This window comes from Lactobacillus sp. JM1 (assembly GCF_009834385.1).
GTDB classification, from domain to species: domain Bacteria; phylum Bacillota; class Bacilli; order Lactobacillales; family Lactobacillaceae; genus Lactobacillus; species Lactobacillus paragasseri.
Map to the genome: position 1 here is coordinate 94,054 of NZ_CP044412.1, position 24,160 is coordinate 118,213.

Sequence of the window (24,160 nt, forward strand, 5' to 3'; positions counted from 1 at the left end):
TGTGCATCCCTTTTATTACATGTTTTCTAATCTCTTAATTCTGTCAGCTGTAGGCGGATGAGTATCAAATAGTGAACTCAACCCCCGCTTATGCAGCGGATTTTCGATGTATAAGCCAGCACTTGACGGATCTGGATCTTTCATCGGTTCACTATTTGAAATCTTTTCTAAAGCTGAAATCAAACCTTGGGGATTTCTAGTAAGCTCAACCGAACTTGCATCAGCTAAATATTCACGATTACGAGAGAGAGCCATCTGAGCTAGTGCGGCAGCAAGAGGTCCTAAAATTAGTGTGAAAACAATGGCCACTATTTTAAAAATTATTTCTAGAGGACTAGAGTCATCGTCATCACGGTCAGAATTGCCGCCCCACCACCAAATACGGGAGGCAAAACTAGAGATAAATGAAATTACAGCAGCTAAAGCAACTCCAATTGTAGATACTAAAATGTCATAATTTCGAATATGAGAAATCTCATGGCCAAGAACGCCCTCTAACTCACTTCGATTAAGTCGCTTTCTTAATCCAGTAGTAACAGCTACGAAGCTGTGTTTAGGATCACGTCCAGTCGCAAAGGCATTAGGACTTTCATCGTTGATAATAAAGACTCTTGGCATTGGAACCTGACCAGCGAGTGCCATATCTTCTACAATATGCCATAGTTCTGGGTCATCTTCTTCATGAATCTCTCGGCCATGATTCATACTCATGACTAAATTTCCCGGATTTTGAAGAACAATAAAAAGATAAATTAGGCTACCAATTAGGGCAATTACAATTCCTGATAGCGGTTCACCGTTAATCAAATATCCTAGCCCACCACCAACAAGAGCTAGAATAATAACGAATATAACAAGCAAAAATGCTGTTTTACGCTTATTGCGTGCTATTTGTTGATAGAGCATTGATAAACCTAGAATTTAACTTTAGGAACAGCCTTTTCTTCAGTTGGTGTTTGAAGGTAATCCATATTCTTAAATCCGTGAATCTTAGCGACTAAGTTAGATGGGAAAGTTAATAGTTTCTCATTAAACATAGCAACAGTTGAGTTGTATAACTGACGTGAATAAGCGATCTTATTTTCGGTGTTTGTAAGTTCTTCTTGAAGTGACATGAAGTTTTGATTTGCTTTTAGGTCTGGGTAATTTTCAGCTAGGGCAAAAATACTCTTCAACGAATCAGTAATTTGGTTAGAAAGCTTAATAGCTTCTTCGTGATCAGAAGTAGGAATATTTACTAATTGATTCCTTAGGGCAACTACTTTTTCTAAAGTGCCACTTTCATGCTTGGCATAACCCTTAACTGTTTCAACTAAGTTAGGAATTAGGTCGTTACGACGTTTTAATTGAACATCAATTTGACTCCATGCTTCATCGGCATGAACTTTAGCTTTTTGTAAGCCATTGTAGATTCCGATATAAACGGCCACCAGTAAAATTAAAATGATAATAATAATCCATGTTAAAGTCATAGAAGTAAATCCTTTCTATTATCATAAAAATATGGTTAAAATGTTAGGAATATTGTACCAAATAAAGAAAGTTTAGAATACCAAAAAAGCGCAATTTTGCGCTTTTTTTATGATATTTAAATAACAAAGTCCAAAACTATCCAACCTAGAATTGTCAGAATAATTAAACCTGCAAATTCTAGTACTGAAAATACCCAGAAAAATTTTCTCTTTGAAACAGTCCCGTTTTCAACAAAACTCTTGAAAACAAGCATATTGGCCATTGAACCAACGATTGAACCAAATCCTCCAATATTTGAGCCAAGGAATAAGGCTTCCGCAAAGTTGGTAAATTTACCAATTAAAATTGTTGAAGGAACGTTAGAAATGAATTGACTTGAAATAATAGAAGTCAAGAATACAGAATGTTCAGAAAACATTGTCTTAGAAATTAAAGTAACAATAAATGGAATTTGCTGGATATCGCTAATAAAAATGAAAAAGCATGTGAAAGTTAGAAGTAGAGCATAATCCACATGTAACATAATAGAGGGATTAATAATAAGAGCAAGGATCACTGCAACAATTGCAGGGACGTATGCGGGTACAATATTGAAAACACCAAAGAAGAAGAAAATTGAAACAGCAATCGTTAAAAGCATTGGTCGAATGCTGATTCTAATGTCTTCTAAAGGCACAGTAGGGATTGGCTTATCTTTAACAAAAAAGATAAACACTAAAACAATAATTAAACTAACTAGTAATAATGGAATTGACCAACTAAAAAACTTAATCGGTGAAACATTATAACGGTTAACAACAAATATATTATGAGGATTTCCCCATGGTGTAAAAGCAGCACCAATGTTTGCGCCCATCCCAATTAAGGTGACAGGCAAGATCTCAGGTAAATGATGGCGTCTAGCAATCGTTAAATATAACGGTATAAGAGTTAAAACAGTTATATCATTAGTTAAAAACATCGCAGAGATAATTGACAAAATTGTGAAGATTGCAGTTAATCTTCGGGTACTCCTAGCGCTTGCAGTTAGTTTGTAGGCTAAGACATCCAAAACGTGTAAGTAGGAAAAAATTTGGATGATTGTAAGCATTGCTAGAATTGAGTAAAGTGTATGAAAGTTAATATCTTCAATACGCGGTCTTGTGAAGAATAAGCTTATGATCGTTATGACAACCGTAATTTGTAAAATACGGTCTTTAGCAATATTTTTGATGACGGTCATTAAGGTCCCCTCTTAAAATTAATTCAACACTACTATTTTGAACTCTTTACGGCAAGTTCGCAACGCTTTTTTCGCATTAGTCCTTCCTATTAGTAAGATTTTGAGCATTTTATTAGGGAAAAAGGTAATTAACCTGCTATATTTAAGTTAGTAAAAGAGGACGGAGGGAAATAAATATGGTTGATTCTAAGAATCTCGAATTAAAAATCAAAGATAGTGCTAAAGACGTTTTAGAAAAGAAAATTAAGCCAGGACAAGTTGTTTTGCTGGCTTTAAATGATGGTTCAAATGGTTATTCTAAATTAGGGGGAACTTGTACTATCGGTGCTAATTTTCAACTGGTGTTATTAGATCATCCGGATTCGGAGTTTTCAATTAAGGTTAAAAACAACATGGGTTTAGATATGTATACATCTGATAAAGAATTAGCATTTCTAGACGATGGCTTAGTTCTTAATGCGCGCAATGCTACTCTATCCTTATCTTCTAATGAAGGAATCATCGATGGTGGAGTTACTATTTCTGAATTCAAAGGCGAAAAACTTTCTGCTGATGAGATGAAAAAATTAGGTGGAAAGATCTGCTAGGTATTGAAGTGACGTGCTTCTTCGTGGTATGATAATAAAAGATTTTCGAAAATTTTATTTGAGAGGAAGTATAGATCTATGCGTAAAGGTGAAAACTACAACACTGGTGTTACACCAAACTTAAGACCTAAGAACAAGAAAAACTCTAAGGCTCGTGTTAAGAGAGCTGCTGAAGTAGTTGCTTTCTTAAACAAAGCTGCTAAAGATGAAAACAAGTAATTAAATTTACTGCATAAGATAAAGAGAGACGCTGTTTAGCGTCTCTCTTTTTTTGCATGTAAAAGTTATATAAATCCTAGTTTATTTAATAACATTTTGTTGTAAATGAAATTATATTACTATATAAAAAGACTTATAAAATGTAACAAATTAAGCATAGGATAGAATTTTAAATGAATAACATTTCAAGAAAAGGGGTAGAAGTAAAAGCAATTTTTGCCCTTGTTTTGCCGTCTATTTTTTTAGGACTGGCAAGTAACTTTTCTCGCAATATTTTTTTAGGGGTTATGCTGCTCTTAATTCTAGGAGCAGTTATTGGATTGAGCGCACCAACTATTGTTAGTACCTGGCTTATTTTAATTTTGACTGTGCTAGGAATTAGTGCTCTAACTCTTGGATATGTAGCGATAGATTTTTATGGGAAGACCTTGCTACTTGTTTCCTTTCCCTTAGAAACATATTTAACTAGTCAAATTAAAGAGTGCATCTTTAGATGGCAAATATTTAAGAAAAATCAGTCTAGCGCCTATCGCTATCTCAAGCACTATGATCAAAATGTAAAATTACAAACGACCTATAATGCAGAAAAGTTATATAAAAAGATTAAGAAAATTTTAACAGAGAAAAATTATTTACCACTGTGGTGTGATTTTACAATTATTGATTGGGAACATGATCAGCAATTTGCGCAATTTAATTTAGAAGATAATGACGAGATTTTGCGGCAGATAGCAAGAGTACTTAAAAAGAGCAGGTTAGTTGATGAGAATTTATATTACCTGGGAAATGGTCAATTTCTGATTATCTCTAATACGATCGCACCGGGTACATTAATGGTTTTAAATGATGAACTAAAAGCTGAGTTAAAAAGGCTACAGTACAAGGAATATCAGCCTGCTTTTAAGATGGCAACTCAGCATATTACAGAGAAAGATTTACTTGAGTATCCTGACTTTAAAGCCATTCTTAAACGTCTAAAAAGAAAACTTGAAACAGACTTAGTTGTTGAATATTTAAAGGGAGTAGAAGTATGAGTAATTGGTTCTTTTTCTTAGTAATTTTGATTACTTTAACATTTTTAGTGGCATTTTTTGCTATGTTTCGTAACCTCTGGACTATTTATCATCAAACCGAGCATACAGTACGTCATTTAGGAAGAAAGCATAATGTTAAATGATTTTTTAGCTGTTTCAACTTTAGTTTCAATTTGGTTTTCGCTTTTAGCCTCATTAGTTACGCTTTATGGTGCAACTTGTTTTTGGCTTAAGCATAGTAAAAAAGTTATTTCAATTACGCCATTAAAGCGTTATCCCACAATTACGATTGTTGTTCCAGCACATAATGAAGAAGTGGTGATTGCAAATACCACCAAGGGAATTCTTAACTTGAATTATCCTGCATCAAAGATCGAGCTCCTCTTATATGCCGACAATTGTCAAGATAAAACTGCAGCTGAAATGCGTAAGGCGACAGATTTACCTCAATATAGATACAGAAATGTACAAATAATTGAACGTCATGGTTCAGGCGGTAAAGCAGGTGTCTTAAATGATGCTTTAAAGATAGCGCAGGGAGAATATATTTGTGTTTATGATGCCGATGCATTACCTGAACAAAATGCTCTCTATTTTTTAGTGAAAAAAGTTTTAGAGAATCCCCAGCGATATATGGCAACTTTTGGCAGAAATAAAACACGAAATGCAAAACAAAATTTTTTAACTAAATGCATTAACCAAGAAGTTATTGTATCTCAAAGACTTCAACATGTAGGCGTTTGGAATTTATTTAAAATTGGGCGAATTCCAGGAACGAATTTCATCATTAATACAGAATATGTAAAAAAGATTGGTGGCTGGCAAAGCGGCGCCTTAACTGAAGATACCGAAATTTCTTTTCGGATTATGGAAGATGGGTACTTGATTGCTCTGGCATATAATTCAGAAGCTTTTGAGCAGGAGCCTGAACATTTACGTGATTATTATTATCAACGATTACGTTGGGCTAAGGGTAATTATCAAGTGGTGATGAATAACTTTAAGCACTTATTTGATAAGAGTAACTGGCGTGTGAAATTAGAAACTTTTTATTTAACATGTACTTTCTTTTGGTTTAATTTAGCTGTTATTCTTTCAGATATTATTTTTTTTGTGGATTTGGGATGTATAATTGCACGATTTTTTAATCCAGAAATTCCAATTATCTTTGCGATGAATTCTAATGTTCTCTTAATGCAGCTACTATTAATTAACTGGTTATTAATGATCTTGCTCTATGTAATTCAAATAAATCTAGCTTTAGCTACCCAATATGGTCAAGCCACTAGTGACCAGATCTGGCTAGCTTTAGTGTCATATTTTACTTATTCACAGCTCTTCATTGCTATTTCTCTTCAAGCAGTCTGCTCAGTAATTGGAGATAAGTTGTTTAAACGAGATGGCACTAAGTGGGTGAAAACCAAGAGGTTTGCAGATTAGGAATAAGAAATGAAAGTAAAGAATTTAATACTAATTTTAGGAACTATTATTGCTTATTTAGGAATTATTGGCTATGTGAGGATGAGCAATGATCGAACGCTAGAAGAGCGATATTATCATGAGTGGCGTGAAGATTATATAAAAAATAAAAATCAAAATGAACAATACGTAAATGCAGCAGGGGAAAAGGGCCCTTCGTTTGCTTTATCTGAAGCGCAAGGCTATGGAATGTTATTGGCTGCTAAAGCAGGAGAGAAACATCTAGGAAGCCGGATTGATTTTCAAAAGCTAGACAATTATTACTTGGCTCATCGCTTAACAAATTCAAATTTGATGAGCTGGAGACAGAAAGATAGGAAAAATATTTGGCGTGATAATCCTGTGAGTGCAAGTGATGGTGACATAATGATTGCTCAAGCTTTGCTACATGCTAATAGAGTTTGGCCAGGACATGGCTACAAGTCACAAGCTGTTAACTTAATTAATGATATAAAAAGGTTTGAGATTAATCAGAAAGCTAAAATGGTAACTGTCGGAAATTGGGCTAATAAAGACTCACGCTTTTATAATGTCCTGAGGACATCAGATGTAATGCCAAAAGCGTTTGAAGAATTTTACCAAGCGACCGGTGATCGGGAATGGCTAACAATTAAAAGCAAAATGCTTAACTATTTGCAAAAATTAAGCAAGAAACACGATACTGGTTTAGTTCCTGATTTTGCATGGGTTTCTAATAATTATGTGAAACCCGCAAAAGCTAATGAAGTGGCGACTAATGATGATGGTCACTATAGTACAAATGCTTGCCGAGTCCCAATGCTATTAGCGGAAAGTAATGATAAGAATGCGGCTCAAGTAGTAAAGAAAATGCTAAAATTTTTTAAGAAAAAAGGAACTTCGGCTGGTTTTACCTTAAAAGGCAAAAAATTGCATTATTATCAATCAGCGAGCTTTAGTGCACCAATCTTTGTAGCAGCTAATAAGTATCGTAATCAAGGCTATGATACTTTGGTTGAACAAGAAAAGTATATCTTTTCAAGATCCCTTCCGAAAGATAACTATTACGATGCTACTTTAACGACTTTAGCTGCTTTAAATACAAATGAGTTGACTGGATTAGAAAAATAGAGAAAGATTAAGTTGTTGAATCTTTCTCTATTTTTGATTTGCAAGAGTAGAACGGTTTTGCTATGATAGTAGAAATTTTAGACATTTTTATATTTCTGGAAGGGGTAAGTTTTTATGGGATTAAATGCATATATTCAAGGTTTTAATAGTTTAGAGTCAATCGATCGTGCACCAGGTTATTTTAAATATCAGCATCATTCTGTCGCTGATCATAGTTTTAGAACGGCTGAACTTGCTCAAATGATGGGAGATATTGAAGAAGTTGTTGGTAAGCAAAAGATAAATTGGAAAGCTCTATATGAAAAGAGTCTTAACCATGATTATACTGAGCGGTTTATTGGTGACATTAAGACTCCAGTTAAATATGCAACTCCACAATTGCGAAAGATGATTGGAGACGTTGAAGAAACAATGACTGCCAAATTTATTAAGGACGAAATTCCAAAAGAATTTCAAAAAATTTACACTAAGCGTCTATCTGAAGGTAAAGATGATACTTTAGAAGGTAAAATTTTATCTATTTGTGATAAGTTAGATTTACTTTATGAAGCTTATGGTGAAATTGAATTAGGAAATCCCAATCCAGTTTTCATGCAAATGTTTAAAGAAAGTCTTGAAACGATTAAAAAGTTTGATGACTTAACTTGTGTTCAATATTTTATTAAGAAAATTTTGCCAGACTTATTTAAAGGCGACTTTGCTGGTAAAGATAAGATGCAAAGAATTGCTTTTAGTATTTTACTAATGGGGGAAGAATAGTTTGAAATTACAATGCGCATCCTGCGGGTTGCGACTTGATAGCCTTCATTTTAAGCAAGAAGGATTAATGAATCCCAAGTTAACAAGCATTTGTGATATTTGCTTAACACGCAATCTGGATGCAGAAGATTATGAGAATTTAGTAATTGAAAATATTTCCCAGGTAATGCTCTATGGCTTTGTAGGAAAGAAAAATACGGGCAAGGCTAATCCGGCGGCTTTAAATCAGTATCTTGTAGGAAGCGATCATAGACGCCAATATGAATCTTTTATTCAAGACTATGATGGTAATGAAGTAGCTTTGCAGCAATTGCCACGATTCAAATTTAATCAGGCAATTATTAAGAGCGAAGATAAAGAAATAGATTATATTCCTAATAGCAATGTTGATTTTGCTGTTAATATGAAAAACATGGGAATTGAAGTCGACTTCTCCTTAAATGAAGTAGATTTTGTTGACCGTGAAAGAATTCGTCACAAATATAATTATCGTTGCCAATATTGTGGTAGACGCGGAACAAGCGTAGATCACAAAGATCCAGTTTCTTTATCGCATGATAATTCTTTTGATAATCTGATTTTGTCATGTAGCGAGTGTAATCGAATTAAATCTAATATGCCCTATAAATTATTTATTAAGTTGAATAATCAACTTAGTGTTGTAAATAAAAAATTGGTTAAGTACGAAGACACTCTTGCTAATTTAAAAGAAGAATTTCAGCAGGCAAAACGTGATTTAGCTGGACAAGTTCATTTGAAGGGAATAGTTAATGACCCTGAATTAAATGCGATGAGAAAGCAAAATAAAAAGCTTCAAGATGCGATTGATAGCTTACAAAGTGATTATGATGCCTTAAGAAAATTGCGTAAGACATATTTTGAAACCGGCTGGAAGCTAGCACAAGAAAAAGAAAATAGTGAGATTATATAGAAAAAATGCATTGGACAAAAATCCAATGCATTTTTTTACTATCTTAAAGTTCATTGCTTCTAAAGTTACGTAAGAACTTCTTAGTCTTCTCTTCTTGAGGATTATTAAAGATCTCTTGTGGTGTACCTTGTTCCGTAATAACTCCATCGCTCATAAAGATAACTTGATCAGAAACGTCACGAGCAAATCCCATTTCGTGAGTAACAATGACCATTGTTAATCCAGTTTTAGCTAGTAACTGGATGGTATTAAGTACTTCACCAACCATTTCAGGATCTAGCGCACTAGTTGGTTCATCGAAAAGTAAGATTTCTGGATCCATCGAAATTGCCCGCGCAATAGCAACACGTTGTTGCTGTCCACCAGATAGTTGTTGAGGCTTTGCAGTTAAGAAAGGCTCCATACCAACTTTCTTTAAGTTTTCAATTGCAATTTTCTTGGCTTCCTCTTTAGAGCGTCCGAGAACCATTTCTTGACCGATCATACAGTTTTGAAGCACATTTTTATTATTAAACAAATTAAATTGCTGGAAAACCATACCAACCTTTGATCGAAATTTATTACGATCAAAATGAGAATCTAGAATATTGTTGCCATGGAATAAAATCTTACCATTACTTGGTTCTTCAAGAAGGTTAATACATCTAAGCATGGTTGATTTACCACCACCAGATGGACCAATAATGGTCATTACTTCACCTTTATTGATATCAAAAGAAATGTCTTTTAATACTGTGTGATCGCCGTATTTCTTTTGTAAATGTTGTACTTGTAAAATGTTTTCTTCGTTATTATTGTTCATGTTCAAATCCAGTCTCCTTTGGATCTTCTACTTGTAATTGATTAGCCATTAAGTTGTAGTTCTTTGGACCTTCAAGCTTCTTTTCAATGAAATTAAAAATTCTAGTGATTGAGAATGTCAAAATTAAGTAGATCATTGAAATAATGAAGTAAGTTTGGAAGAATTGGAAGGTTTGACTGGCAACAGTTGTACCAACAAAGAACAATTCTGATACAGAAATAATACTTAATACTGAAGTATCCTTAATGTTAACAATAAATTCATTAGTAATTGATGGTAAACAGTTTCTGATTGCCTGCGGTAAGATAATATGCCACATTTGTTGTGAGTGAGTCATACCGATAGCAGAAGCTGCTTCAAACTGACCTTTAGGAGTAGCGTTAATACCACCACGAATAACTTCGGCTAAGTAAGCACCAGTATTAATTGAAACAATTACTAGAGCAGCTACTGTACGGTTTAAGTTAAGGTGCCATAATTGGGCAATTCCATAGTAAATAACGGCTGCTTGAACCATCATAGGAGTTCCACGGAACACTTCAATATAAACTGCTAAAATCCAGTCAACGATCTTTAAGCCCCACTTTTTACCAGTAGACTTAGGGGTTGGGATAGTTCTAACAATCCCAACAAGTAAACCGATGAAGAAACCAACAATAGTACCAACTAAAGCTAAAAGAAGAGTCATTCCAACACCGCCAAGGATCATTGAACCATAGCGATGCATAATTGACATGAACCAGTTTTCTTTCTTGCTGCTACCGGCTTGAGGCTGTTCTTTTACAGCATCAGCCATTAATTGGTCGCGCTTTTTCTTAGAAATACCGTTTAAAATGCTGTTAACTTGGTTAAGTAATTCAGTGTTGCCTTTCTTAACACCAATTGAAGTAATTGAATCATCGTGGGCAACCTTGAATCCCTGCATCTTGTTTAAGTTAACGGCAACGATGTTAGGGTTAACTGCCTTATAACTTTGGTATTCAATATCTTCTGCAACATAACCATCAATAGTACCTGATTGCAAGCTTTGACGCATTGCAGAAAAGCTTCTCATTGCTGGTTCACGTTTAGCACCATGTAATTGCTTAATTAAGTCATAGTGCAACGTACCTTGTTGAGCAGTTAATTTTGCTCCCTTAAAGTCATTTAAGCCTTTTGCTTGAGCAAATTTTCCAGTCTTGCTTGTAATAACAACGAAAGTACTCTTTCTGTATGGTTCAGAGAAATTGATTGCCTTTCTACGTTCAGCAGTAGGAGACATACCAGCAATAATTAGGTCGATTTTGCCAGAAGTTAAAGCTGGCAATAAACCATCCCATTCGGTTTTTTCAACGACAACTTTACGATGAAGCTTTTTACCGATAATTTTTGCGATTTGTACATCATATCCATTTGCATATTGCTTAGATCCATCAATTGGAACTGCGCCATTTGCATCTGTAGTTTGAGTCCAATTGTATGGTGGATAATTAGCTTCCATACCTATTTTTAGGGGTGCTTCCTTTTTAGCCGCTTCGGTTTGGGTAGAATTAGAACTAAAACCGATAACCAAACTTAAAATTAGGGCTAATAAAGCACTAAACCATCTTATTTTTGACTTCACTTTGAAATACCTCCAAAAATTATTTCAAATAAAGCCAATACAATAAAAGCGTAAATAAAAAGCCTCGCTGTTTACCAAAAACAACGAGGTTTGAAAATCATCAGTAATTAAACCAAATCATATAGCGCTCCCTGGGGACTACCAGGACAGTATGTAAGATATGCTCTCACATCCCAACAAGCTTAATTCGCGAAAGTAAGCTTGTTTCGGCGATAATCCTAAAAAACTACTGTCAATGTATTCGCGTACTCAAGTAGATTTTGTGGTTATCGCAACCTCTATTGCATTGGGGATTTATTTAACTGATGAAAAGATTAAACGATTTTTAATCTTTTGTCAAATAAATCCGTGATTTTGTTTAACATCTTTTTTCTTAATATCTGAAACATAGGGATTACCAGCAACTATAAATCTTAGTTTTTTCTTGGCCCATTTAGGATCTGACTGATTGATCCCGACTCTTGGAAGAGCAGTAATTTCTTCAATTTTACGTTTATGATTAATGTCAATATCGAAGGGAGAATCTTCTAACCGAGCTAAATCCCATTTTCTACTAGTAATTCCTAAAGCCTGCATCATCTTTCCAGGACCATTAGTTAAAAGTGGACCAGTTTTGCCATTACGGTTTTTAATCATGGTATCAATTCCAGTTAGTGGGTCAATGGCCCTAATTAAAACTCCTTGTGGTTCGACTGCTGCTTGGCAGGCAACATCAAAGAAAAAATATTGCCGCTGAGAATAGATATATAAACTGCCACCGGGACGATATAAGCCTTCATTTGCTTGACTGCGTCTACCACCATAAGAATGAGCAGCACGATCTTTTACACCAACATAGGCTTCTGCTTCAACTATTGTGCCTGATAAAATTTCGTTTCCATTATTGAAAGATAGAGTTCTACCTAACAGATCTTTGCTAATTTCACTAGTAGACCGATTAGTAAAAAAATCTTCATAGTTCATATTGCTACTTCTTTCTAAAAATGTTGTACACTCGTATTTGAAAGTAAATATAAATTGTAAGGAGGAACTAAAAGGTGAATGAGATAAAAGTTGTTAGAATTTATGATCATGAGCAACCCGCAGGTTATAGAATCTTAGTAGATCGTTTGTGGCCAAGGGGAATGAGCAAGGTAAAGGCTCATTTAGATGAATGGGATAAGGAAATTGGACCAACTAATGAATTAAGAAAATGGTTTAATCATGAAGACGATAAGTTTCCTGAATTCAAGACTAAGTATATAGCGCAACTGAAAGCTAATCCAGTAACCCCGAATTTTATTAAGAATGTGAAAGAAAAGTTAGCTCAAGAAGATGTTATTTTCTTATATGGTGCTAAAAATAAAAAGCACAACCAGGCAGTTGTGCTTAAAGATTTTATTGATAGTCAATTAGGTTAAGGCATTTTTTTGCCATGTAAGTTTTGTCGAACGTAATGAAAAATAATTGTTAAAATAACTGTACCAAAAACAATGCAGGCAAAGATTGCATCGGGCAATTTAAAGTTTAACGGTGGCAATGAAACAAGTAGTTTAACTGCAATAATTGTAATTAAAACATAGGCCATTGTTTGAAGTTCAGGAATAATTTCCATTAATTTAATAATAACTTCTGCAACTCCTCGCATGCATAAAATACCAATCATTCCGCCAACTAAGACGACAACTGGATTATTTGAAATTGCTAAAGCTGCTAAAACAGAATCAATTGAGAAGACGATATCCATTGACTCAATTGAAATAACAGTTCTCCAAAATAATGAAAGATGGTGCTTTCTTGTTTTGGAGTTCTTTTTCTTGTGGGCTTCTTTTTTTGCCGCTTCTTTCTTAGCAACTTGTGCAGGATGGCGAACATCATAAAAATACTTATAAACTAAATAAAGTAAATATAAACCACCTAAGAGTTTGATTTCCCAGAAATTAATTAGGTAAGTACCGATCCCAATTACAATAAAACGGAATAGATAAGCACCCCAAAGTCCATAGACCAATGATTTCCTTTGCTCATCTTTAGTTGGTAAAACTTGCGTTTGTGCGGCTAAAACTACCGCATTATCAACTGATAGCAAACACTCCATTAGAATTAGAGTCAGAATCATCATCCAATCTTGTCCGCTAGTTAGGACATGGGCCCAGTTATTAGCGTCAAAAAAAGGCTGATAAAGTTTAATCAATTGCATTCAAATAGCCTTCTTCAAGTTTTATTAAGCGTTGCTTTTCCTTTTCTCCCATTCTATAACTTCCCACCTTGTCTGACGCTAAAATTACGCGATGACTTGGAATAAAAATTAGGGATGGATTTAGGGCTACCGCATGTGCAACTGTTCGAACTGAAGTTGAGCCATTAATAGCAGAGGCTAAATCATTGTATGAAATGGTTGTTCCGTAAGGAATATTTTCAATCATTTTAACAACTTGATTTTGAAATGGAGTACCAAAGCTTGAATAGTCGATAGGAACGGTAAAAGAGCGACGCGTGCCTGCAAAATATTCTTTTAATTGTTGAACATAAGGAGCTAATTTCTTTGAATCTTGAACAAGAATGTGGTTAGGATAAAATCCTAAAATAGAAGATTCAATATTACTATTCTTGGAACCAACGAATGCTAATCCCAAGTTACTGATGACTAATTCATAGGTCCATGGCTTAATTTCAACAAAATCGTAATAAAAAACTTTTGCTTGGGCAAGTGGCATTTAATCCTAACCTTTCTTTTAATTAATATATTAACTCCATCTTATATTGTACAACAAAAAATAACAGAAAGAGCTATGGATAAATTAAATAAAATGTTAGTTAAGATAATATCGGTTATATATATAATTTGTCAAATACTTTTTCAGCATTTTCAATAATTGTTAAAACTTCTTTAGGAGCTGGTACAGGAGTATTATTGATAACCCATACTTTAGCAGCAGCTTGTCGATAGGCAAGAAGTTGAGCGAAAGGATAGACAACAAAACTAGTTCCAGCAATAATAACTAAGTCACTATTTTGAATTGCTTTGATTGATTCAGTTAAAACCATTTCATTAATTGGTTCACCGTATAAAACAATGCCAGGACGAATTATTCCGTGGTCTTTTGCGTGTAGGTATGATTCTTTATATTCTTCGTATGAAATTTTTTCATGACACTTAGTACAAAAAATATTATAAAGATTGCCATGAAATTCAATGACATGTTTGTTGCCAGCTTTTTTGTCCAAGCCATCAACATTTTGGGTAATTAAAGTGCCATTTTTACTACAGCTAGCTGCAATTTTTTGGTGAATAATATTTGGTTGAGCATTAGGAAAATACATATTCTCCATTACAAAGTGATGGAACTTAGCTGGTTCGTGAAAGAGGGTGTCCTCGCTTAAAATTTGTTCCGGGCTTTCAGATATGCCATTATAAATGCCATTTTTTGATCTGTAGTCAGGAATATGAGAGGGCGTAGAAACTCCGGCACCAGTTAAGTATGTGACATGGTGAGCATTGTTGAGATCTGCTTGCAGAGCAGCAATTTGATTGTCTAAATCCATATGAAACCTCCTATACTTTTAATTTTCAACTAAGTCAATTATAGAATGCTGAGAGAAAAAGTGGTATTTGTTATAATTGAAGTAAGAATTTTAACGTTAATAAATAATTTTAGAAGGAAAGATATGTCACTTTTGTATATTGCTTTTGATATTTTGCTAATTGGCTATATTTTTTATAGTTGGTATTGGCAAGCAAACATTGATTATAAGGCTCGCTTTAGAAGTTCATCGGTTATTTGGGCCTTGATTTTTCTATTAATTGGATTTTATTTAGATTACTTTACTGATCCAACTTTACTCATGAATGTGTTTATTGCGACATTCTTGTTAATGAGCATTATTGATGGCGTTAGTGGATTAGCTAAAAAGAGATTAGTTGTAAGTGGATATTTTAAACGAACAGTTAAGTATAGCGACATTGCACATGTTACTTTAATTGCAGTTCCTAATCCTAAAAAGCCTACTGTAATGGCGATATTTCAGACTAATAATCGGCAAGCGTATTATCTACGCTTTTCACAGCAAATTAGTGATGTAATTGCTAACATCAGAAAATATTTAGGTTCAAATGTTGGTATTGAAGTGCAGTCAATGATGTAAATGTAAAAATACGAATATAAAAAAAGGATAAGTACTCTGATCACTACACGAAGAAGCGAAAGAGTGCTTATCCTTTTTTGTTTTTTATAAAATTGGAGAAAGTAATCTAGAAAAGGCCTGTTTAAAGCGAAGATAACGGGACCAATTATTGGTGATGTCTAAAGTTAATTCAGTACAGTTAGTAAGATCCTTTTCAAAAATCTGATTTAATTCCCGGGTAATATTTTTATCGTAGAAAACGGCATCGGTTTCAAAATTCAGACTATATGAGCGAAAGTCTTGATTCATAGAACCAACTGCTGAAAATCGTTCATCAACCATGACAGTCTTAGCATGAATAAAGCCATTGTTATAGACATAAATTTTTATTCCCTCATGTAATAAGTAGTTTGCATACCACTGAGTAGCGCGGTAAATGAAGGGGTGATCGGGCATTGAAGGAATCATGATTCTGACGTCAACTCCTGAACGGGCAGCAATAACCCAGGTCGCGATCATTGGATCGTCTGGAACTAGGTAAGGCGTTTGAATCCAGAGCGTTTTTCTTGCCATCATCATCATTCTAATCATCCCATTACGTAAATAAGGGGTAGAGGTATCAGGTCCATCTGACACGATTTGCGTTGCAACATCATCTTCAGTTAGCTTATTTTCTTCAATCTTGGGAAAAAGTTTTTCATTGAATGAAATTGTCTCATTCTTATTAGTAACTGAAGCATTCCAGTCCATTACAAAACGTTCTTGGAGCAGTAGTGAGGCTGATCCTACAATTCTAAGATGTGTGTCGCGCCAGTAACCGAACTTTTTGCTTTTACTTACATATTGGTCGCCAACGTTGAAACCACCCGTCCAAGATATTCGGCCATCAACAACAACAATCTTACGGTGAAGGTGATAATTCATCCGATATTTTTTGATCATATTCTGAGACGTGATAAAAGCTGCCACTTCTCCCCCTAGATCAGTTAAAGGCTTAAACCAAGCTTTTGAAGCACCTGGCGATCCCCATGGATCATAAATCAATCTTATTTTCACGCCTTCACGAGCTTTTTTGATTAATAAATTAAGAAACTTGTTTCCTAAATCATCATTCATGAAGGAATAATATTCAACATTGATTGTTTCTTTAGCCTGATTGATATCATTAAAAAGAGCTTTGAATTTTTCTTCTCCGTCAGTATAAAAACTAATTTTATTGTTTTTAGAAAGCGGGGAGTCATATTTAAAGTTGAAATAGTCAATTAAAATTTTTGCTTCTTTAGAAGTATCTGTTGGTCCAGTATCCTTAGGGATACGCGGAATCATCTTATTTACTTTATTTAAACCGATGTGTTTTTGATTATTAATTGCAAAAAGGTTTTCTTGCGATAATCCACGCCCAATAAAACCGTAAAGAATAAAGCCGAGTACAGGAAAAATAAGTAAAATAATTAGCCAGGCCCAAGAGGTAGCGACCGATCTTTTTCTATGAAACACTACGTAAAAGGCTAAAAGTGTATTAACTGCCCAAAGAAGTGTCCAAAATTCATTTGAAAAAATAATTATCCCTCCCTGTTAACTCAGTTGTTATCGTTGTTATGTCCTCCAAAAATAAGAAGAAGTCTAAATAATTGTAGCATGCTTGTTAAAACTGCTGCGACATAAGTTAAAGCTGCCGCAAATAATACTTTACGTGCCATCGGCATCTCTTGTGGAGATAAAATAGCGCCATTATTTAGCATTCTTAGTGCACGGTGTGAAGCATTAAATTCGACTGGTAAAGTTACTACCTGAAAAAGAAGAACTAGTGCAAAACACCAAATGCCAATTCTAATCAAAGTTTGATTCATTCCTAAGACTAGTCCCAGAAGAATTAATGGCATTGATAAGTTAGAACCAAGAGAAACAATTGGCACTAAGGCAGAACGCATACGCATTGGTGCATAGTTGCTAGCATCTTGTAAAGCATGTCCGACTTCATGTGCTGCTACTCCAACTGCGGCAATAGAAGAAGAATTATAAACAGACTGCGAAAGGCTGAGAACTTTATTAGTAGGATTGTAATTATCGGTTAAGTTTCCAGCAACCTCACGAATTTCTACTTCATATAAACCAGCTTGGTCTAGAATATAACGAGCTGCTACTTTACCAGTGTAATTACCTTGATTTTGAACCTGATCGTAACGGTTAAAAGTCGAATTAACATTCATTGAGGCCCAGCCGGAAATTGCTACGCCTAAAATAATCATCCAAAAATATGGGTCATAGAAAAATGGCATATAGTACATAACGATTTTCTTTCTTTATAAAACTAATCAGTTAACTTCAAAAACTTATTGATAATATTAATTACAAAAGGATTATCATGTAGAACACTATGCTCAGCTGCGTCCCCGCGAACTTCGACTTCTTGGAAGGTGTGGGCACCAGGAGCGAGGATATAGCGAATTGATTTAGCAGAAACAACAGAAATAAACCTATCCGTATTAGTTTCATCTAAGATATTTCCATAAATATTTAAAACAGAAATATTAGGATTAAAGCGACGCTGATTGAATAGCATTCCTAAGTAGGAAATACTCATCAAAATAGGACGTCCTTTTTCATTAAGACGATTAACATTGGGTAAATCACCTAAATACATTACTCCATCAAAAGGACCAGCAATTAAAGCACAATGATCTAGGTGGGGAAAATTCTTTCTCAAGCTTGTTTTCATTTCAACCTTTACTACTGAAGGGGCACCTAAAGAATGGGCGACCGCACTATATTTTTTGAAATGGTATCTCTTACTTAAGTAAGACAAAGCGGTGCGTAAGTAATAGGAACTTGCATAAACGCCAGCAATTCGGTCTTTAAAAACTAATTGAACGATGGGTTGTGGATCAGCTGTCCAAGTTCCTTCCAAAATAAAATTACCAAAGGGATCAATTGTAGCTTTAAGAAATTTATCTGTGCCTTTTGCCTTGCAAGCAGCATGAACCATTTTGTTAGTTGTATAATCGCCTCCGCGAAAACCATGTACGTAAAAAATTGGCGTTTGCGTAATTGTAGAAGTTGCTGCTTCTGTTGTTGAACTATCTTCAACTTTGCGTTTGTGCATTCTGAGCAGCCAGCGAGTAGGAGTAAAAGTAGCCATTAAACCTAAAAAAGTCATTCTTGCAATACTAGGTTCTTTATTTTTATGTTTATTATTCTTTTCAACTTCTTCGCTATATCTTTTTTGAATAAAAAACATGCTACATCCTCCCTTTGTATTAGTTTTAGCGTTAAAATTATTCTAACATTTTATCAGCTAGAGCAGATAGGAAAGGAATATTTATGAAATACTATGCAGTAAAAAAAGGTCGTACACCTGGTGTTTACCGAACATGGGAAGATGCTAAAAAACAAGTTGATGGCTTTTCCGGTGCGGAGTATAAGTCTTTTGAAAAGATAACTGATGCGACTGAGTATTTAGACTGGAATAAAGAAACACAACCAGATATTGTTAAAGAAGATTCTTTAAGCAATGCGATTAAGAAAATCCAAGCTGCTAACATCACACACCAGTCTAAGAAGCAAAAAGTAAAAAAGACTAGTTCTAATAATTCAGCAGACTATTTTGCAACAATTTATACAGATGGTGGATCACGAAATACTGGGGTACATAAAGGTGGGCACGTTAATAAGACTGATAGAGCAGCTTGGGCTTATTTAATTGAATGGCAAGATGGCCGTACTTATGGATCTGGCGGAGAATTCGGCGCTACGAATAATAAGATGGAATTATTGGGTCTAATTAATGCTTTAGAAAAATTGCTTGAGTTGAAATTTAATGACAAACATCTTTTATTTGTTTTAGATTCACAATATGTTTTAAATGGAATTAATAAACACTGGATTGAGGGATGGAAGAAACGTGGCTGGAAGCGATCAAATGGCCCTTTAATTAATGCTACCGAATGGAAAAGGCTAGATAGTTTACTAGGTCATTTTCCGGATAGTACTTTTAGCTGGACCAAGGGACACGCTGATAATGAAGGCAACGTTTTTGTGGACCATGAATTAAATCGTTATATGGATAAAATGAAGTAATAATCTGCTTAGTAAACAAAAAAAGTCTGCAATTTGCAGACTTTTTTAATGCACTTTTTTTAGTAGTTGCTATAATAATAACTGAAAGACTAGAACGCACGCAGGTACTAGTTTTTGACGACGGAGACGGCTATTTTAAGCCGTCTTTTTTTAACGTTTTAGTTTAAGATAATGACACCGCCAAAGGTACTTCTAAACCAGCTAACGATTGAATCAATTAATTTTTGAAACCAGTTACGAGTTTCAGGAGTATTAAATTTTGAAAAGATATTCTTAGCACCAGATTGAATTTGGTCTGCTAGTTGACCAGCTTGTTGTTGGAAGTTTTTGTCTTTTAATGCACCAGAATTTTTAATCTTAATTAAGACATTAATAATTTGTTCTTTTTGATTATTGGTAATAGTATCACCGAGGTGGTTAATGTTAATTTGGTTATTAACAATATCCCTGATTTGGCTATCAGAAATATTTTGCCCCTGTTTAGCCATTTCTTTTTTTGCACCAGCTATGGCATTGTTTAATTGGGCGTCAGAATAGCCATCTTTTCCCTTGTTTTGGCTAGTAATCTTACTTAAGGTATTCATTTCAGTTTGTGCTGCATTAATTTGATTTTGATTTAAAGAATTGCCATTTTTAGCATATGCGGCATAAACGCCGGCTAGGGCACCTGATCCGTCAATTGGTGTAGCAGAAGTGACGTAAATGTCCGCGTCAGAAATACCAGCGGTTAAAGCAGCATTTTTGTATTGGTTAGCAGTAATAGTTGTAATGTTATTATGGCCATTATAAGGTAAAATATGAACATTAATCCCGCTACCAGAGCTAGTTTTTTGGATCATGGCACTAGACCAAACGCCCGAATTATTAGTGAAGTCATAGCCTGAAGGATTAAGATATTTTACAAGATCTGCGCCAGTAATAGTGATGGTGGTATAATTACTACCATTTAAGGACTGCGTCAGAGTGTTAATTGTTCCCTGCTTTTGAGAAGAGGTAAGGGATGTACCTAAGGTTATAACAGGAGTGTCATTTTCATTTGCCTTAACTGTTTTAGTATTACTAATAGCAGTTAACCCTAAAATTCCACTTGTTAAGATAGCTACAAGCGCAGTTAGTATTTTTTTCATAATAAAATTTTCTCCTTATGAATAAAATATACTCAATGTGATGGCTATATTATAACCTAAATAGCTAACTGAATTATGTAAATAAGTATTAAGATGCTATAATCATAAGCAAAAGGAGGCAGACGCTGTGTTACGCCAGCCAATGTTAACGGTAATTATGCCTGTCTACAATATGGAAAAATATTTGGGCCGGGCATTAGAAGCTTTAGCAAAACAAAAAGATAAAAATTTTAAATTATTAATTGTTAATGACGGATCAAAAGATAAAACTCGCGAAGTAGCTGAGAAGTATCGTGATCGGTTTCTTTATTTTGACATTATTAATAAAAAGAATGGTGGCCTTTCTGATGCTAGAAACGTTGGAATGGCTCATGTAACTACCCCATATTTTACTTTTCATGATGGGGATGACTGGGTTGATCCTGGCTATACTGCTTATTTTGTAAGAGCATTTGATGAGCATCCAGATGTAGATATTGTTTCTTGTGGTTTTTGGATTGATTCAGAAAAAAGACATGAAAGTCATCCAGTAGGAAGTAAGCAAAGCGGGGGCTTGATCGACAAGAGAGAAGCTTATTTGAAGATGACTAATGTCTTTGGGTCACCTGTAAAAGGATATACCTGGAATAAGGGATATAAAATTAGTGTCATTAAGAAGTATCATTTGCGTTTTGTTGAAGATTTAGCCTTTATGGAAGATCAAATCTTCAACGTTAAGTACGTATCATTGACTAATGGTTTTTACTATAGTTCAACACCTTACTATCATTATTGGCAACGTGCGGATAGTATGGTGCATGATCTTAATCCTAAGAAAATACCAGATAATTTCCGAGCTAATTATCGTGTATGGCACCAAATTATTAAAAGCTTGATGGCAGAGCGTGAAGCTCAAAAAGAGAATAAAAAGATCGCAAAAAAAGCATCTTTAAGTGATTTGGATCATCAAGATTTATAAGAATTTATAGCTAAAGGAATTGGTATGAAAGTAAAAGTTAATGGAGTTGAAATTTACTATCAGAAATTAGGTAAAGGGCATCCTTTAATTTTGTTACATGGGCACCACCAAGATGGTGGAATCTTCGATAAATTAGTTGCGCCGCTTTCTTTATATTACACAGTTGTGGTTCCTGATATGCGAGGCCGCGGTTTAAGTGAAGGAGAAGCAAGCGAGCATTATCAAACTGAAGTTGAAGATTTACGGGCTTTTATTAGCGCGCTTAAACTTGAAAAGCCTTATATCTTAGGCTTTGGGTCTGGAGGTTTAGTTGCTCTTTCTTTGGCCGCCCAAGCACCAGAACTGGTTTCTAAAATAATTGTTGCTGGTACTTACGTTAACGGAAACGGCGTGAATGCAAAGCACATTGCGGCTAATACTATTCGAGGCTTTTTTAAGGGAGATCGTGACAGCAGAGTGGCTTTAAGAGAGAGTCATATTCCGGTTGAAACGTTAAAACGGATTAAGACGCCTACTTTATGCGTAGTAGGTGAAAAGGATTGGGTTAAGGTTGAACATGTTCGCTGGTATAGTCAATTGCTTCCTAATTGTCGTTTAGTTTTAATGCCTCGTCAGACGCATTATAGTTATGTTGTTCATAGTTTAAAGTTACTAGATTTAATTAAAGATTTTTGTAAAGAGAGCTAAAAAAGTAGCGCTCTTTTTCTTTTTGATCTAAAAATTCGATAGAATTAATATATAAATGGAATTTAATAAATAGCAGAAGGTTAGAATAATGACAAAAATAGTGGTTCAAGGGATGAATGGCGAGATGTCTATAAATGATGACAAAATTACAATTAAGCATACTGCGCCGTTATTTCCAGGTAAACGAGAAGTAATACTAGATATTCACAGTTTACAAGCTGTTGTATATAAAAAAGCGCACATCTTAATTAATGGTTTTCTAAAATTGGTTCCTAAAGGTGATAATCCCATGATTTATCAAACGGCTAGTTTACACCAAATGGGAAAAGATGAGCTGGCAATTGTTTTGAGAGCTTTTGAAAATACAAATCCCAAAGATGCAGAGGATTTTTATAATTATGTCGTTGGTCGCTTAGATCAAATCAAGGCAGCAGAAAATAATCAGTTATAATCTATAGCTAGAAAAGTAGAGCAAAACAGGAATTTTTAGTTATAATAAAACTAGCTGTTAATTTTACAAGGAAGGGCAAATTGATGAATAAAGAAGAATTGCACGAAATGTTGCACCCAATGAAATTAATCGGTCTTGGTGGAAACCAAGCTTTAGCAGAGAGAATTGCGGCAGCTTTGGATAAACCATTGTTAGAGACTGCTGTTCAACACTTTAGTGATGGAGAAATTCAAGTTAACATTACGGAAAGTGTTAGAGGCTGTGATGTCTACGTAATTCAATCTATTCAAGATCCAGTAAATGAAAACTTTATGGAATTGATGATTGTATTGGATGCTTTACACCGTGCATCTGCTCACTCTGTTAACGTAGTAATTCCTTATATGGCATATTCACGTCAAGATACTAAGAATCGTTCACGTGAGCCAATCACCGCTAAATTATTAGCTAACTTGCTTCAATTGACTGATATTGATGACTTGATTGCAGTTGACTTACATGCATCTCAAATTCAAGGTTTCTACAATATTCCAGTTGATCACTTACACGCTATGCCAATCTTAGCTCAATACTTCTTAGATAACGGTATTGCAAGTAAGGATGATGATGATGTAGTAGTTGTTTCTCCAGATCACTCTGGTGCAAAACTTGCACGTACTTTTGGCTCATACTTTGACGCACCGATTGCAATTGTTGATCAACGTGGTGCACGCTACGATGCAGAAGCTCATGATATGATCGGGGACGTTAAGGATAAGACTGTTATTATCGTTGACGACTTAATTGATACTGGTTCTAGAATTGCTTCTTCAACTAAGTCAGTTTTAGCTGCTGGAGCTAAGAAAGTTTATGTTGCAGCAACTCATGCTTTGCTTTCTCAAAATGCAATTGATGTCTTAAACGAATTACCAGTTGAACAAATTGTTGTAACTGATACTATCAAGCACAAGAAATATCCAGATAGAATGGTTCATTTATCTGTTGCACGTTTACTTGCTAAGGGTATTGATTACATTTACAACGATAAATCAATCCACCAAATCTTTGATGAACAAAACAGAATTCAAGGATAATCCACATTAGATTTTAATATTTTTAAAGGCTAGAAATTAGGTTTGTAATCTATCTTCTAGCCTTTTTTGCTTTAAAAAATAAAAAGCACTTGACTTTTTATCTAAATTTTAATAATATTTATTAAAAATTTAATTTTTTTAATTAAAAAAGATGAAATCAAAGAAACTTGTAGCAACTGTTGGTGCGGTAGCATTAGGATTAAGTATTCTAAGTTTGACTTCGCATAAGGTATCTGCAGCAAAAGTAAGTACAAATAGAGTATTAGAATCAAAATCAGTATCAGGAAGTTGGCAAAATACTATTTTAGGACCTGAACAAGGATATATTGGGAGTGGTGGAGGATATAGTCGAGGTCCTAATCCACAATATGGGTATTGGCATTAACTATGATTGTTAAAAAGTAAAATTCATATATTTTTAGAAATAAATGAGAAAGATTAAAAGCCACCTCTTACTTTATTTTTTGGCTGAAAATAGGTGAATA

At 34.6% G+C, this 24,160-nt stretch carries 28 protein-coding genes and 1 riboswitch; of the genes, 15 read left to right on the top strand and 13 right to left on the bottom strand.

Annotation, left to right across the window (positions count from 1 at the left end):
- Window positions 1-15 precede the first annotated feature (15 nt).
- The 3 genes from htpX to F3I00_RS00480 form a co-directional block, all read right to left on the bottom strand.
- Window positions 16-906 (bottom strand): zinc metalloprotease HtpX, encoded by an 891-nt coding sequence (gene htpX, locus F3I00_RS00470; protein ID WP_003649670.1) that lies wholly within the window; start codon window positions 904-906, stop codon window positions 16-18.
- An 8-nt stretch (window positions 907-914) separates the two neighbouring features.
- Complete coding sequence (locus F3I00_RS00475) at window positions 915-1,472, bottom strand: LemA family protein (protein WP_003657159.1); 558 nt, start codon at window positions 1,470-1,472, stop codon at window positions 915-917.
- A gap of 116 nt (window positions 1,473-1,588) precedes the next feature.
- Window positions 1,589-2,695 carry an SLC13 family permease gene (locus F3I00_RS00480; RefSeq protein ID WP_065169572.1) on the bottom strand — a complete coding sequence of 369 codons (1,107 nt, stop codon included), beginning with the start codon at window positions 2,693-2,695 and terminating at the stop codon, window positions 1,589-1,591.
- A gap of 176 nt (window positions 2,696-2,871) precedes the next feature.
- Here F3I00_RS00480 and F3I00_RS00485 point away from each other — a divergent pair, with 176 nt between their 5' ends.
- The 7 genes from F3I00_RS00485 to F3I00_RS00515 all read left to right on the top strand — a co-directional run bounded on the left by F3I00_RS00485 (window position 2,872) and on the right by F3I00_RS00515 (window position 8,793).
- Window positions 2,872-3,282 carry an iron-sulfur cluster biosynthesis family protein gene (locus F3I00_RS00485; RefSeq protein ID WP_003649667.1) on the top strand — a complete coding sequence of 137 codons (411 nt, stop codon included), beginning with the start codon at window positions 2,872-2,874 and terminating at the stop codon, window positions 3,280-3,282.
- A gap of 78 nt (window positions 3,283-3,360) precedes the next feature.
- A complete protein-coding gene (locus F3I00_RS00490) occupies window positions 3,361-3,501 on the top strand; it encodes a hypothetical protein (protein WP_003649666.1) in 141 nt (46 codons plus the stop codon).
- A 173-nt stretch (window positions 3,502-3,674) separates the two neighbouring features.
- Window positions 3,675-4,535: a hypothetical protein gene (locus F3I00_RS00495; RefSeq protein ID WP_020806666.1), complete on the top strand. Its 861-nt coding sequence runs from the start codon at window positions 3,675-3,677 to the stop codon at window positions 4,533-4,535.
- Window positions 4,536-4,667: 132 nt separating this feature from the next.
- Window positions 4,668-5,975 carry a glycosyltransferase gene (locus F3I00_RS00500; protein ID WP_020806664.1) on the top strand — a complete coding sequence of 436 codons (1,308 nt, stop codon included), beginning with the start codon at window positions 4,668-4,670 and terminating at the stop codon, window positions 5,973-5,975.
- 9 nt (window positions 5,976-5,984) lie between these two features.
- Window positions 5,985-7,103: a glycosyl hydrolase family 8 gene (locus F3I00_RS00505; protein ID WP_020806663.1), complete on the top strand. Its 1,119-nt coding sequence runs from the start codon at window positions 5,985-5,987 to the stop codon at window positions 7,101-7,103.
- Window positions 7,104-7,217: 114 nt separating this feature from the next.
- Complete coding sequence (locus F3I00_RS00510) at window positions 7,218-7,862, top strand: YfbR-like 5'-deoxynucleotidase (protein ID WP_003649661.1); 645 nt, start codon at window positions 7,218-7,220, stop codon at window positions 7,860-7,862.
- A gap of 1 nt (window position 7,863) precedes the next feature.
- A complete protein-coding gene (locus F3I00_RS00515; protein ID WP_020806662.1) occupies window positions 7,864-8,793 on the top strand; it encodes an HNH endonuclease in 930 nt (309 codons plus the stop codon).
- A gap of 43 nt (window positions 8,794-8,836) precedes the next feature.
- On the opposite strand, the gene F3I00_RS00520 is transcribed toward F3I00_RS00515, so the two are convergent.
- The 3 genes from F3I00_RS00520 to F3I00_RS00530 all read right to left on the bottom strand — a co-directional run bounded on the left by F3I00_RS00520 (window position 8,837) and on the right by F3I00_RS00530 (window position 12,161).
- Window positions 8,837-9,595, bottom strand: coding sequence for an amino acid ABC transporter ATP-binding protein (locus F3I00_RS00520; RefSeq protein WP_003649659.1), 759 nt, complete (start codon window positions 9,593-9,595; stop codon window positions 8,837-8,839).
- Window positions 9,585-11,198, bottom strand: a complete 1,614-nt coding sequence (locus F3I00_RS00525) for an ABC transporter substrate-binding protein/permease (protein ID WP_003657151.1) — start codon at window positions 11,196-11,198, stop codon at window positions 9,585-9,587. The genes F3I00_RS00520 and F3I00_RS00525 overlap by 11 nt, the downstream gene beginning before the upstream one ends.
- Window positions 11,199-11,312: 114 nt before the next feature.
- Window positions 11,313-11,487, bottom strand: a riboswitch (Lysine riboswitch).
- A gap of 47 nt (window positions 11,488-11,534) precedes the next feature.
- The gene (locus tag F3I00_RS00530) at window positions 11,535-12,161 is read right to left on the bottom strand and encodes a DNA-3-methyladenine glycosylase (RefSeq protein ID WP_020806661.1); all 627 of its coding nucleotides are present in this window, start codon (window positions 12,159-12,161) and stop codon (window positions 11,535-11,537) included.
- Window positions 12,162-12,235: 74 nt separating this feature from the next.
- Between F3I00_RS00530 and F3I00_RS00535 the strand changes: the two genes are divergently transcribed.
- Window positions 12,236-12,598 carry a DUF488 domain-containing protein gene (locus F3I00_RS00535; protein WP_020806660.1) on the top strand — a complete coding sequence of 121 codons (363 nt, stop codon included), beginning with the start codon at window positions 12,236-12,238 and terminating at the stop codon, window positions 12,596-12,598.
- On the opposite strand, the gene F3I00_RS00540 is transcribed toward F3I00_RS00535, so the two are convergent.
- The 3 genes from F3I00_RS00540 to F3I00_RS00550 form a co-directional block, all read right to left on the bottom strand.
- Window positions 12,595-13,377 carry a TerC family protein gene (locus F3I00_RS00540; RefSeq protein ID WP_020806659.1) on the bottom strand — a complete coding sequence of 261 codons (783 nt, stop codon included), beginning with the start codon at window positions 13,375-13,377 and terminating at the stop codon, window positions 12,595-12,597. The genes F3I00_RS00535 and F3I00_RS00540 overlap by 4 nt on opposite strands.
- Window positions 13,364-13,894 carry a methylated-DNA--[protein]-cysteine S-methyltransferase gene (locus F3I00_RS00545; RefSeq protein ID WP_003649654.1) on the bottom strand — a complete coding sequence of 177 codons (531 nt, stop codon included), beginning with the start codon at window positions 13,892-13,894 and terminating at the stop codon, window positions 13,364-13,366. Before F3I00_RS00545 ends, F3I00_RS00540 begins: the two co-directional genes overlap by 14 nt.
- A gap of 115 nt (window positions 13,895-14,009) precedes the next feature.
- On the bottom strand, window positions 14,010-14,723 hold the full coding sequence (locus F3I00_RS00550) for an NAD-dependent protein deacylase (RefSeq protein WP_020806658.1): 714 nt from the start codon (window positions 14,721-14,723) through the stop codon (window positions 14,010-14,012).
- Window positions 14,724-14,846: 123 nt separating this feature from the next.
- Between F3I00_RS00550 and F3I00_RS00555 the strand changes: the two genes are divergently transcribed.
- Window positions 14,847-15,323, top strand: coding sequence for a hypothetical protein (locus F3I00_RS00555; RefSeq protein WP_020806657.1), 477 nt, complete (start codon window positions 14,847-14,849; stop codon window positions 15,321-15,323).
- An 84-nt stretch (window positions 15,324-15,407) separates the two neighbouring features.
- Here F3I00_RS00555 and cls read toward each other — a convergent pair whose 3' ends face one another.
- Genes cls through F3I00_RS00570 form a run of 3 tightly spaced genes read right to left on the bottom strand, consistent with a single transcriptional unit; the run spans window position 15,408 to window position 18,540 of the window.
- Window positions 15,408-16,865 (bottom strand): cardiolipin synthase, encoded by a 1,458-nt coding sequence (cls, locus tag F3I00_RS00560; protein ID WP_024273002.1) that lies wholly within the window; start codon window positions 16,863-16,865, stop codon window positions 15,408-15,410.
- Window positions 16,866-16,882: 17 nt separating this feature from the next.
- Complete coding sequence (locus F3I00_RS00565) at window positions 16,883-17,590, bottom strand: zinc metallopeptidase (protein WP_020806656.1); 708 nt, start codon at window positions 17,588-17,590, stop codon at window positions 16,883-16,885.
- 23 nt (window positions 17,591-17,613) lie between these two features.
- A complete protein-coding gene (locus F3I00_RS00570; RefSeq protein WP_020806655.1) occupies window positions 17,614-18,540 on the bottom strand; it encodes an alpha/beta hydrolase in 927 nt (308 codons plus the stop codon).
- A gap of 83 nt (window positions 18,541-18,623) precedes the next feature.
- Between F3I00_RS00570 and F3I00_RS00575 the strand changes: the two genes are divergently transcribed.
- On the top strand, window positions 18,624-19,379 hold the full coding sequence (locus F3I00_RS00575; protein ID WP_020806654.1) for a viroplasmin family protein: 756 nt from the start codon (window positions 18,624-18,626) through the stop codon (window positions 19,377-19,379).
- Between the two features lie 158 nt (window positions 19,380-19,537).
- On the opposite strand, the gene F3I00_RS00580 is transcribed toward F3I00_RS00575, so the two are convergent.
- Entirely contained in the window at window positions 19,538-20,506 is a 969-nt protein-coding gene (locus F3I00_RS00580) for a DUF1002 domain-containing protein (RefSeq protein ID WP_020806653.1), read from the bottom strand.
- A 127-nt stretch (window positions 20,507-20,633) separates the two neighbouring features.
- Between F3I00_RS00580 and F3I00_RS00585 the strand changes: the two genes are divergently transcribed.
- The 5 genes from F3I00_RS00585 to F3I00_RS00605 all read left to right on the top strand — a co-directional run bounded on the left by F3I00_RS00585 (window position 20,634) and on the right by F3I00_RS00605 (window position 24,060).
- Entirely contained in the window at window positions 20,634-21,464 is an 831-nt protein-coding gene (locus tag F3I00_RS00585; protein WP_003649646.1) for a glycosyltransferase family 2 protein, read from the top strand.
- A 24-nt stretch (window positions 21,465-21,488) separates the two neighbouring features.
- On the top strand, window positions 21,489-22,151 hold the full coding sequence (locus F3I00_RS00590) for an alpha/beta fold hydrolase (protein ID WP_020806652.1): 663 nt from the start codon (window positions 21,489-21,491) through the stop codon (window positions 22,149-22,151).
- A gap of 88 nt (window positions 22,152-22,239) precedes the next feature.
- Window positions 22,240-22,602: a hypothetical protein gene (locus F3I00_RS00595; RefSeq protein ID WP_020806651.1), complete on the top strand. Its 363-nt coding sequence runs from the start codon at window positions 22,240-22,242 to the stop codon at window positions 22,600-22,602.
- Window positions 22,603-22,685: 83 nt separating this feature from the next.
- Entirely contained in the window at window positions 22,686-23,675 is a 990-nt protein-coding gene (locus F3I00_RS00600) for a ribose-phosphate pyrophosphokinase (protein WP_020806650.1), read from the top strand.
- A 151-nt stretch (window positions 23,676-23,826) separates the two neighbouring features.
- A complete protein-coding gene (locus F3I00_RS00605) occupies window positions 23,827-24,060 on the top strand; it encodes a hypothetical protein (RefSeq protein WP_020806649.1) in 234 nt (77 codons plus the stop codon).
- Window positions 24,061-24,160 lie beyond the last annotated feature (100 nt).

What these genes read in the sequence shown, in the direction of transcription:
- htpX (WP_003649670.1), bottom strand. Translation starts at nt 906, where the DNA reads ATGCTCTATCAACAAATAGCACGCAATAAGCGTAAAACAGCATTTTTG.
- F3I00_RS00475 (WP_003657159.1), bottom strand. Translation starts at nt 1,472, where the DNA reads ATGACTTTAACATGGATTATTATTATCATTTTAATTTTACTGGTGGCC.
- F3I00_RS00480 (WP_065169572.1), bottom strand. Translation starts at nt 2,695, where the DNA reads ATGACCGTCATCAAAAATATTGCTAAAGACCGTATTTTACAAATTACG.
- F3I00_RS00485 (WP_003649667.1), top strand. Translation starts at nt 2,872, where the DNA reads ATGGTTGATTCTAAGAATCTCGAATTAAAAATCAAAGATAGTGCTAAA.
- F3I00_RS00490 (WP_003649666.1), top strand. Translation starts at nt 3,361, where the DNA reads ATGCGTAAAGGTGAAAACTACAACACTGGTGTTACACCAAACTTAAGA.
- F3I00_RS00495 (WP_020806666.1), top strand. Translation starts at nt 3,675, where the DNA reads ATGAATAACATTTCAAGAAAAGGGGTAGAAGTAAAAGCAATTTTTGCC.
- F3I00_RS00500 (WP_020806664.1), top strand. Translation starts at nt 4,668, where the DNA reads ATGTTAAATGATTTTTTAGCTGTTTCAACTTTAGTTTCAATTTGGTTT.
- F3I00_RS00505 (WP_020806663.1), top strand. Translation starts at nt 5,985, where the DNA reads ATGAAAGTAAAGAATTTAATACTAATTTTAGGAACTATTATTGCTTAT.
- F3I00_RS00510 (WP_003649661.1), top strand. Translation starts at nt 7,218, where the DNA reads ATGGGATTAAATGCATATATTCAAGGTTTTAATAGTTTAGAGTCAATC.
- F3I00_RS00520 (WP_003649659.1), bottom strand. Translation starts at nt 9,595, where the DNA reads ATGAACAATAATAACGAAGAAAACATTTTACAAGTACAACATTTACAA.
- F3I00_RS00530 (WP_020806661.1), bottom strand. Translation starts at nt 12,161, where the DNA reads ATGAACTATGAAGATTTTTTTACTAATCGGTCTACTAGTGAAATTAGC.
- F3I00_RS00540 (WP_020806659.1), bottom strand. Translation starts at nt 13,377, where the DNA reads ATGCAATTGATTAAACTTTATCAGCCTTTTTTTGACGCTAATAACTGG.
- F3I00_RS00545 (WP_003649654.1), bottom strand. Translation starts at nt 13,894, where the DNA reads ATGCCACTTGCCCAAGCAAAAGTTTTTTATTACGATTTTGTTGAAATT.
- F3I00_RS00550 (WP_020806658.1), bottom strand. Translation starts at nt 14,723, where the DNA reads ATGGATTTAGACAATCAAATTGCTGCTCTGCAAGCAGATCTCAACAAT.
- F3I00_RS00555 (WP_020806657.1), top strand. Translation starts at nt 14,847, where the DNA reads ATGTCACTTTTGTATATTGCTTTTGATATTTTGCTAATTGGCTATATT.
- F3I00_RS00565 (WP_020806656.1), bottom strand. Translation starts at nt 17,590, where the DNA reads ATGTACTATATGCCATTTTTCTATGACCCATATTTTTGGATGATTATT.
- F3I00_RS00570 (WP_020806655.1), bottom strand. Translation starts at nt 18,540, where the DNA reads ATGTTTTTTATTCAAAAAAGATATAGCGAAGAAGTTGAAAAGAATAAT.
- F3I00_RS00575 (WP_020806654.1), top strand. Translation starts at nt 18,624, where the DNA reads ATGAAATACTATGCAGTAAAAAAAGGTCGTACACCTGGTGTTTACCGA.
- F3I00_RS00580 (WP_020806653.1), bottom strand. Translation starts at nt 20,506, where the DNA reads ATGAAAAAAATACTAACTGCGCTTGTAGCTATCTTAACAAGTGGAATT.
- F3I00_RS00590 (WP_020806652.1), top strand. Translation starts at nt 21,489, where the DNA reads ATGAAAGTAAAAGTTAATGGAGTTGAAATTTACTATCAGAAATTAGGT.
- F3I00_RS00595 (WP_020806651.1), top strand. Translation starts at nt 22,240, where the DNA reads ATGACAAAAATAGTGGTTCAAGGGATGAATGGCGAGATGTCTATAAAT.
- F3I00_RS00600 (WP_020806650.1), top strand. Translation starts at nt 22,686, where the DNA reads ATGAATAAAGAAGAATTGCACGAAATGTTGCACCCAATGAAATTAATC.
- F3I00_RS00605 (WP_020806649.1), top strand. Translation starts at nt 23,827, where the DNA reads ATGAAATCAAAGAAACTTGTAGCAACTGTTGGTGCGGTAGCATTAGGA.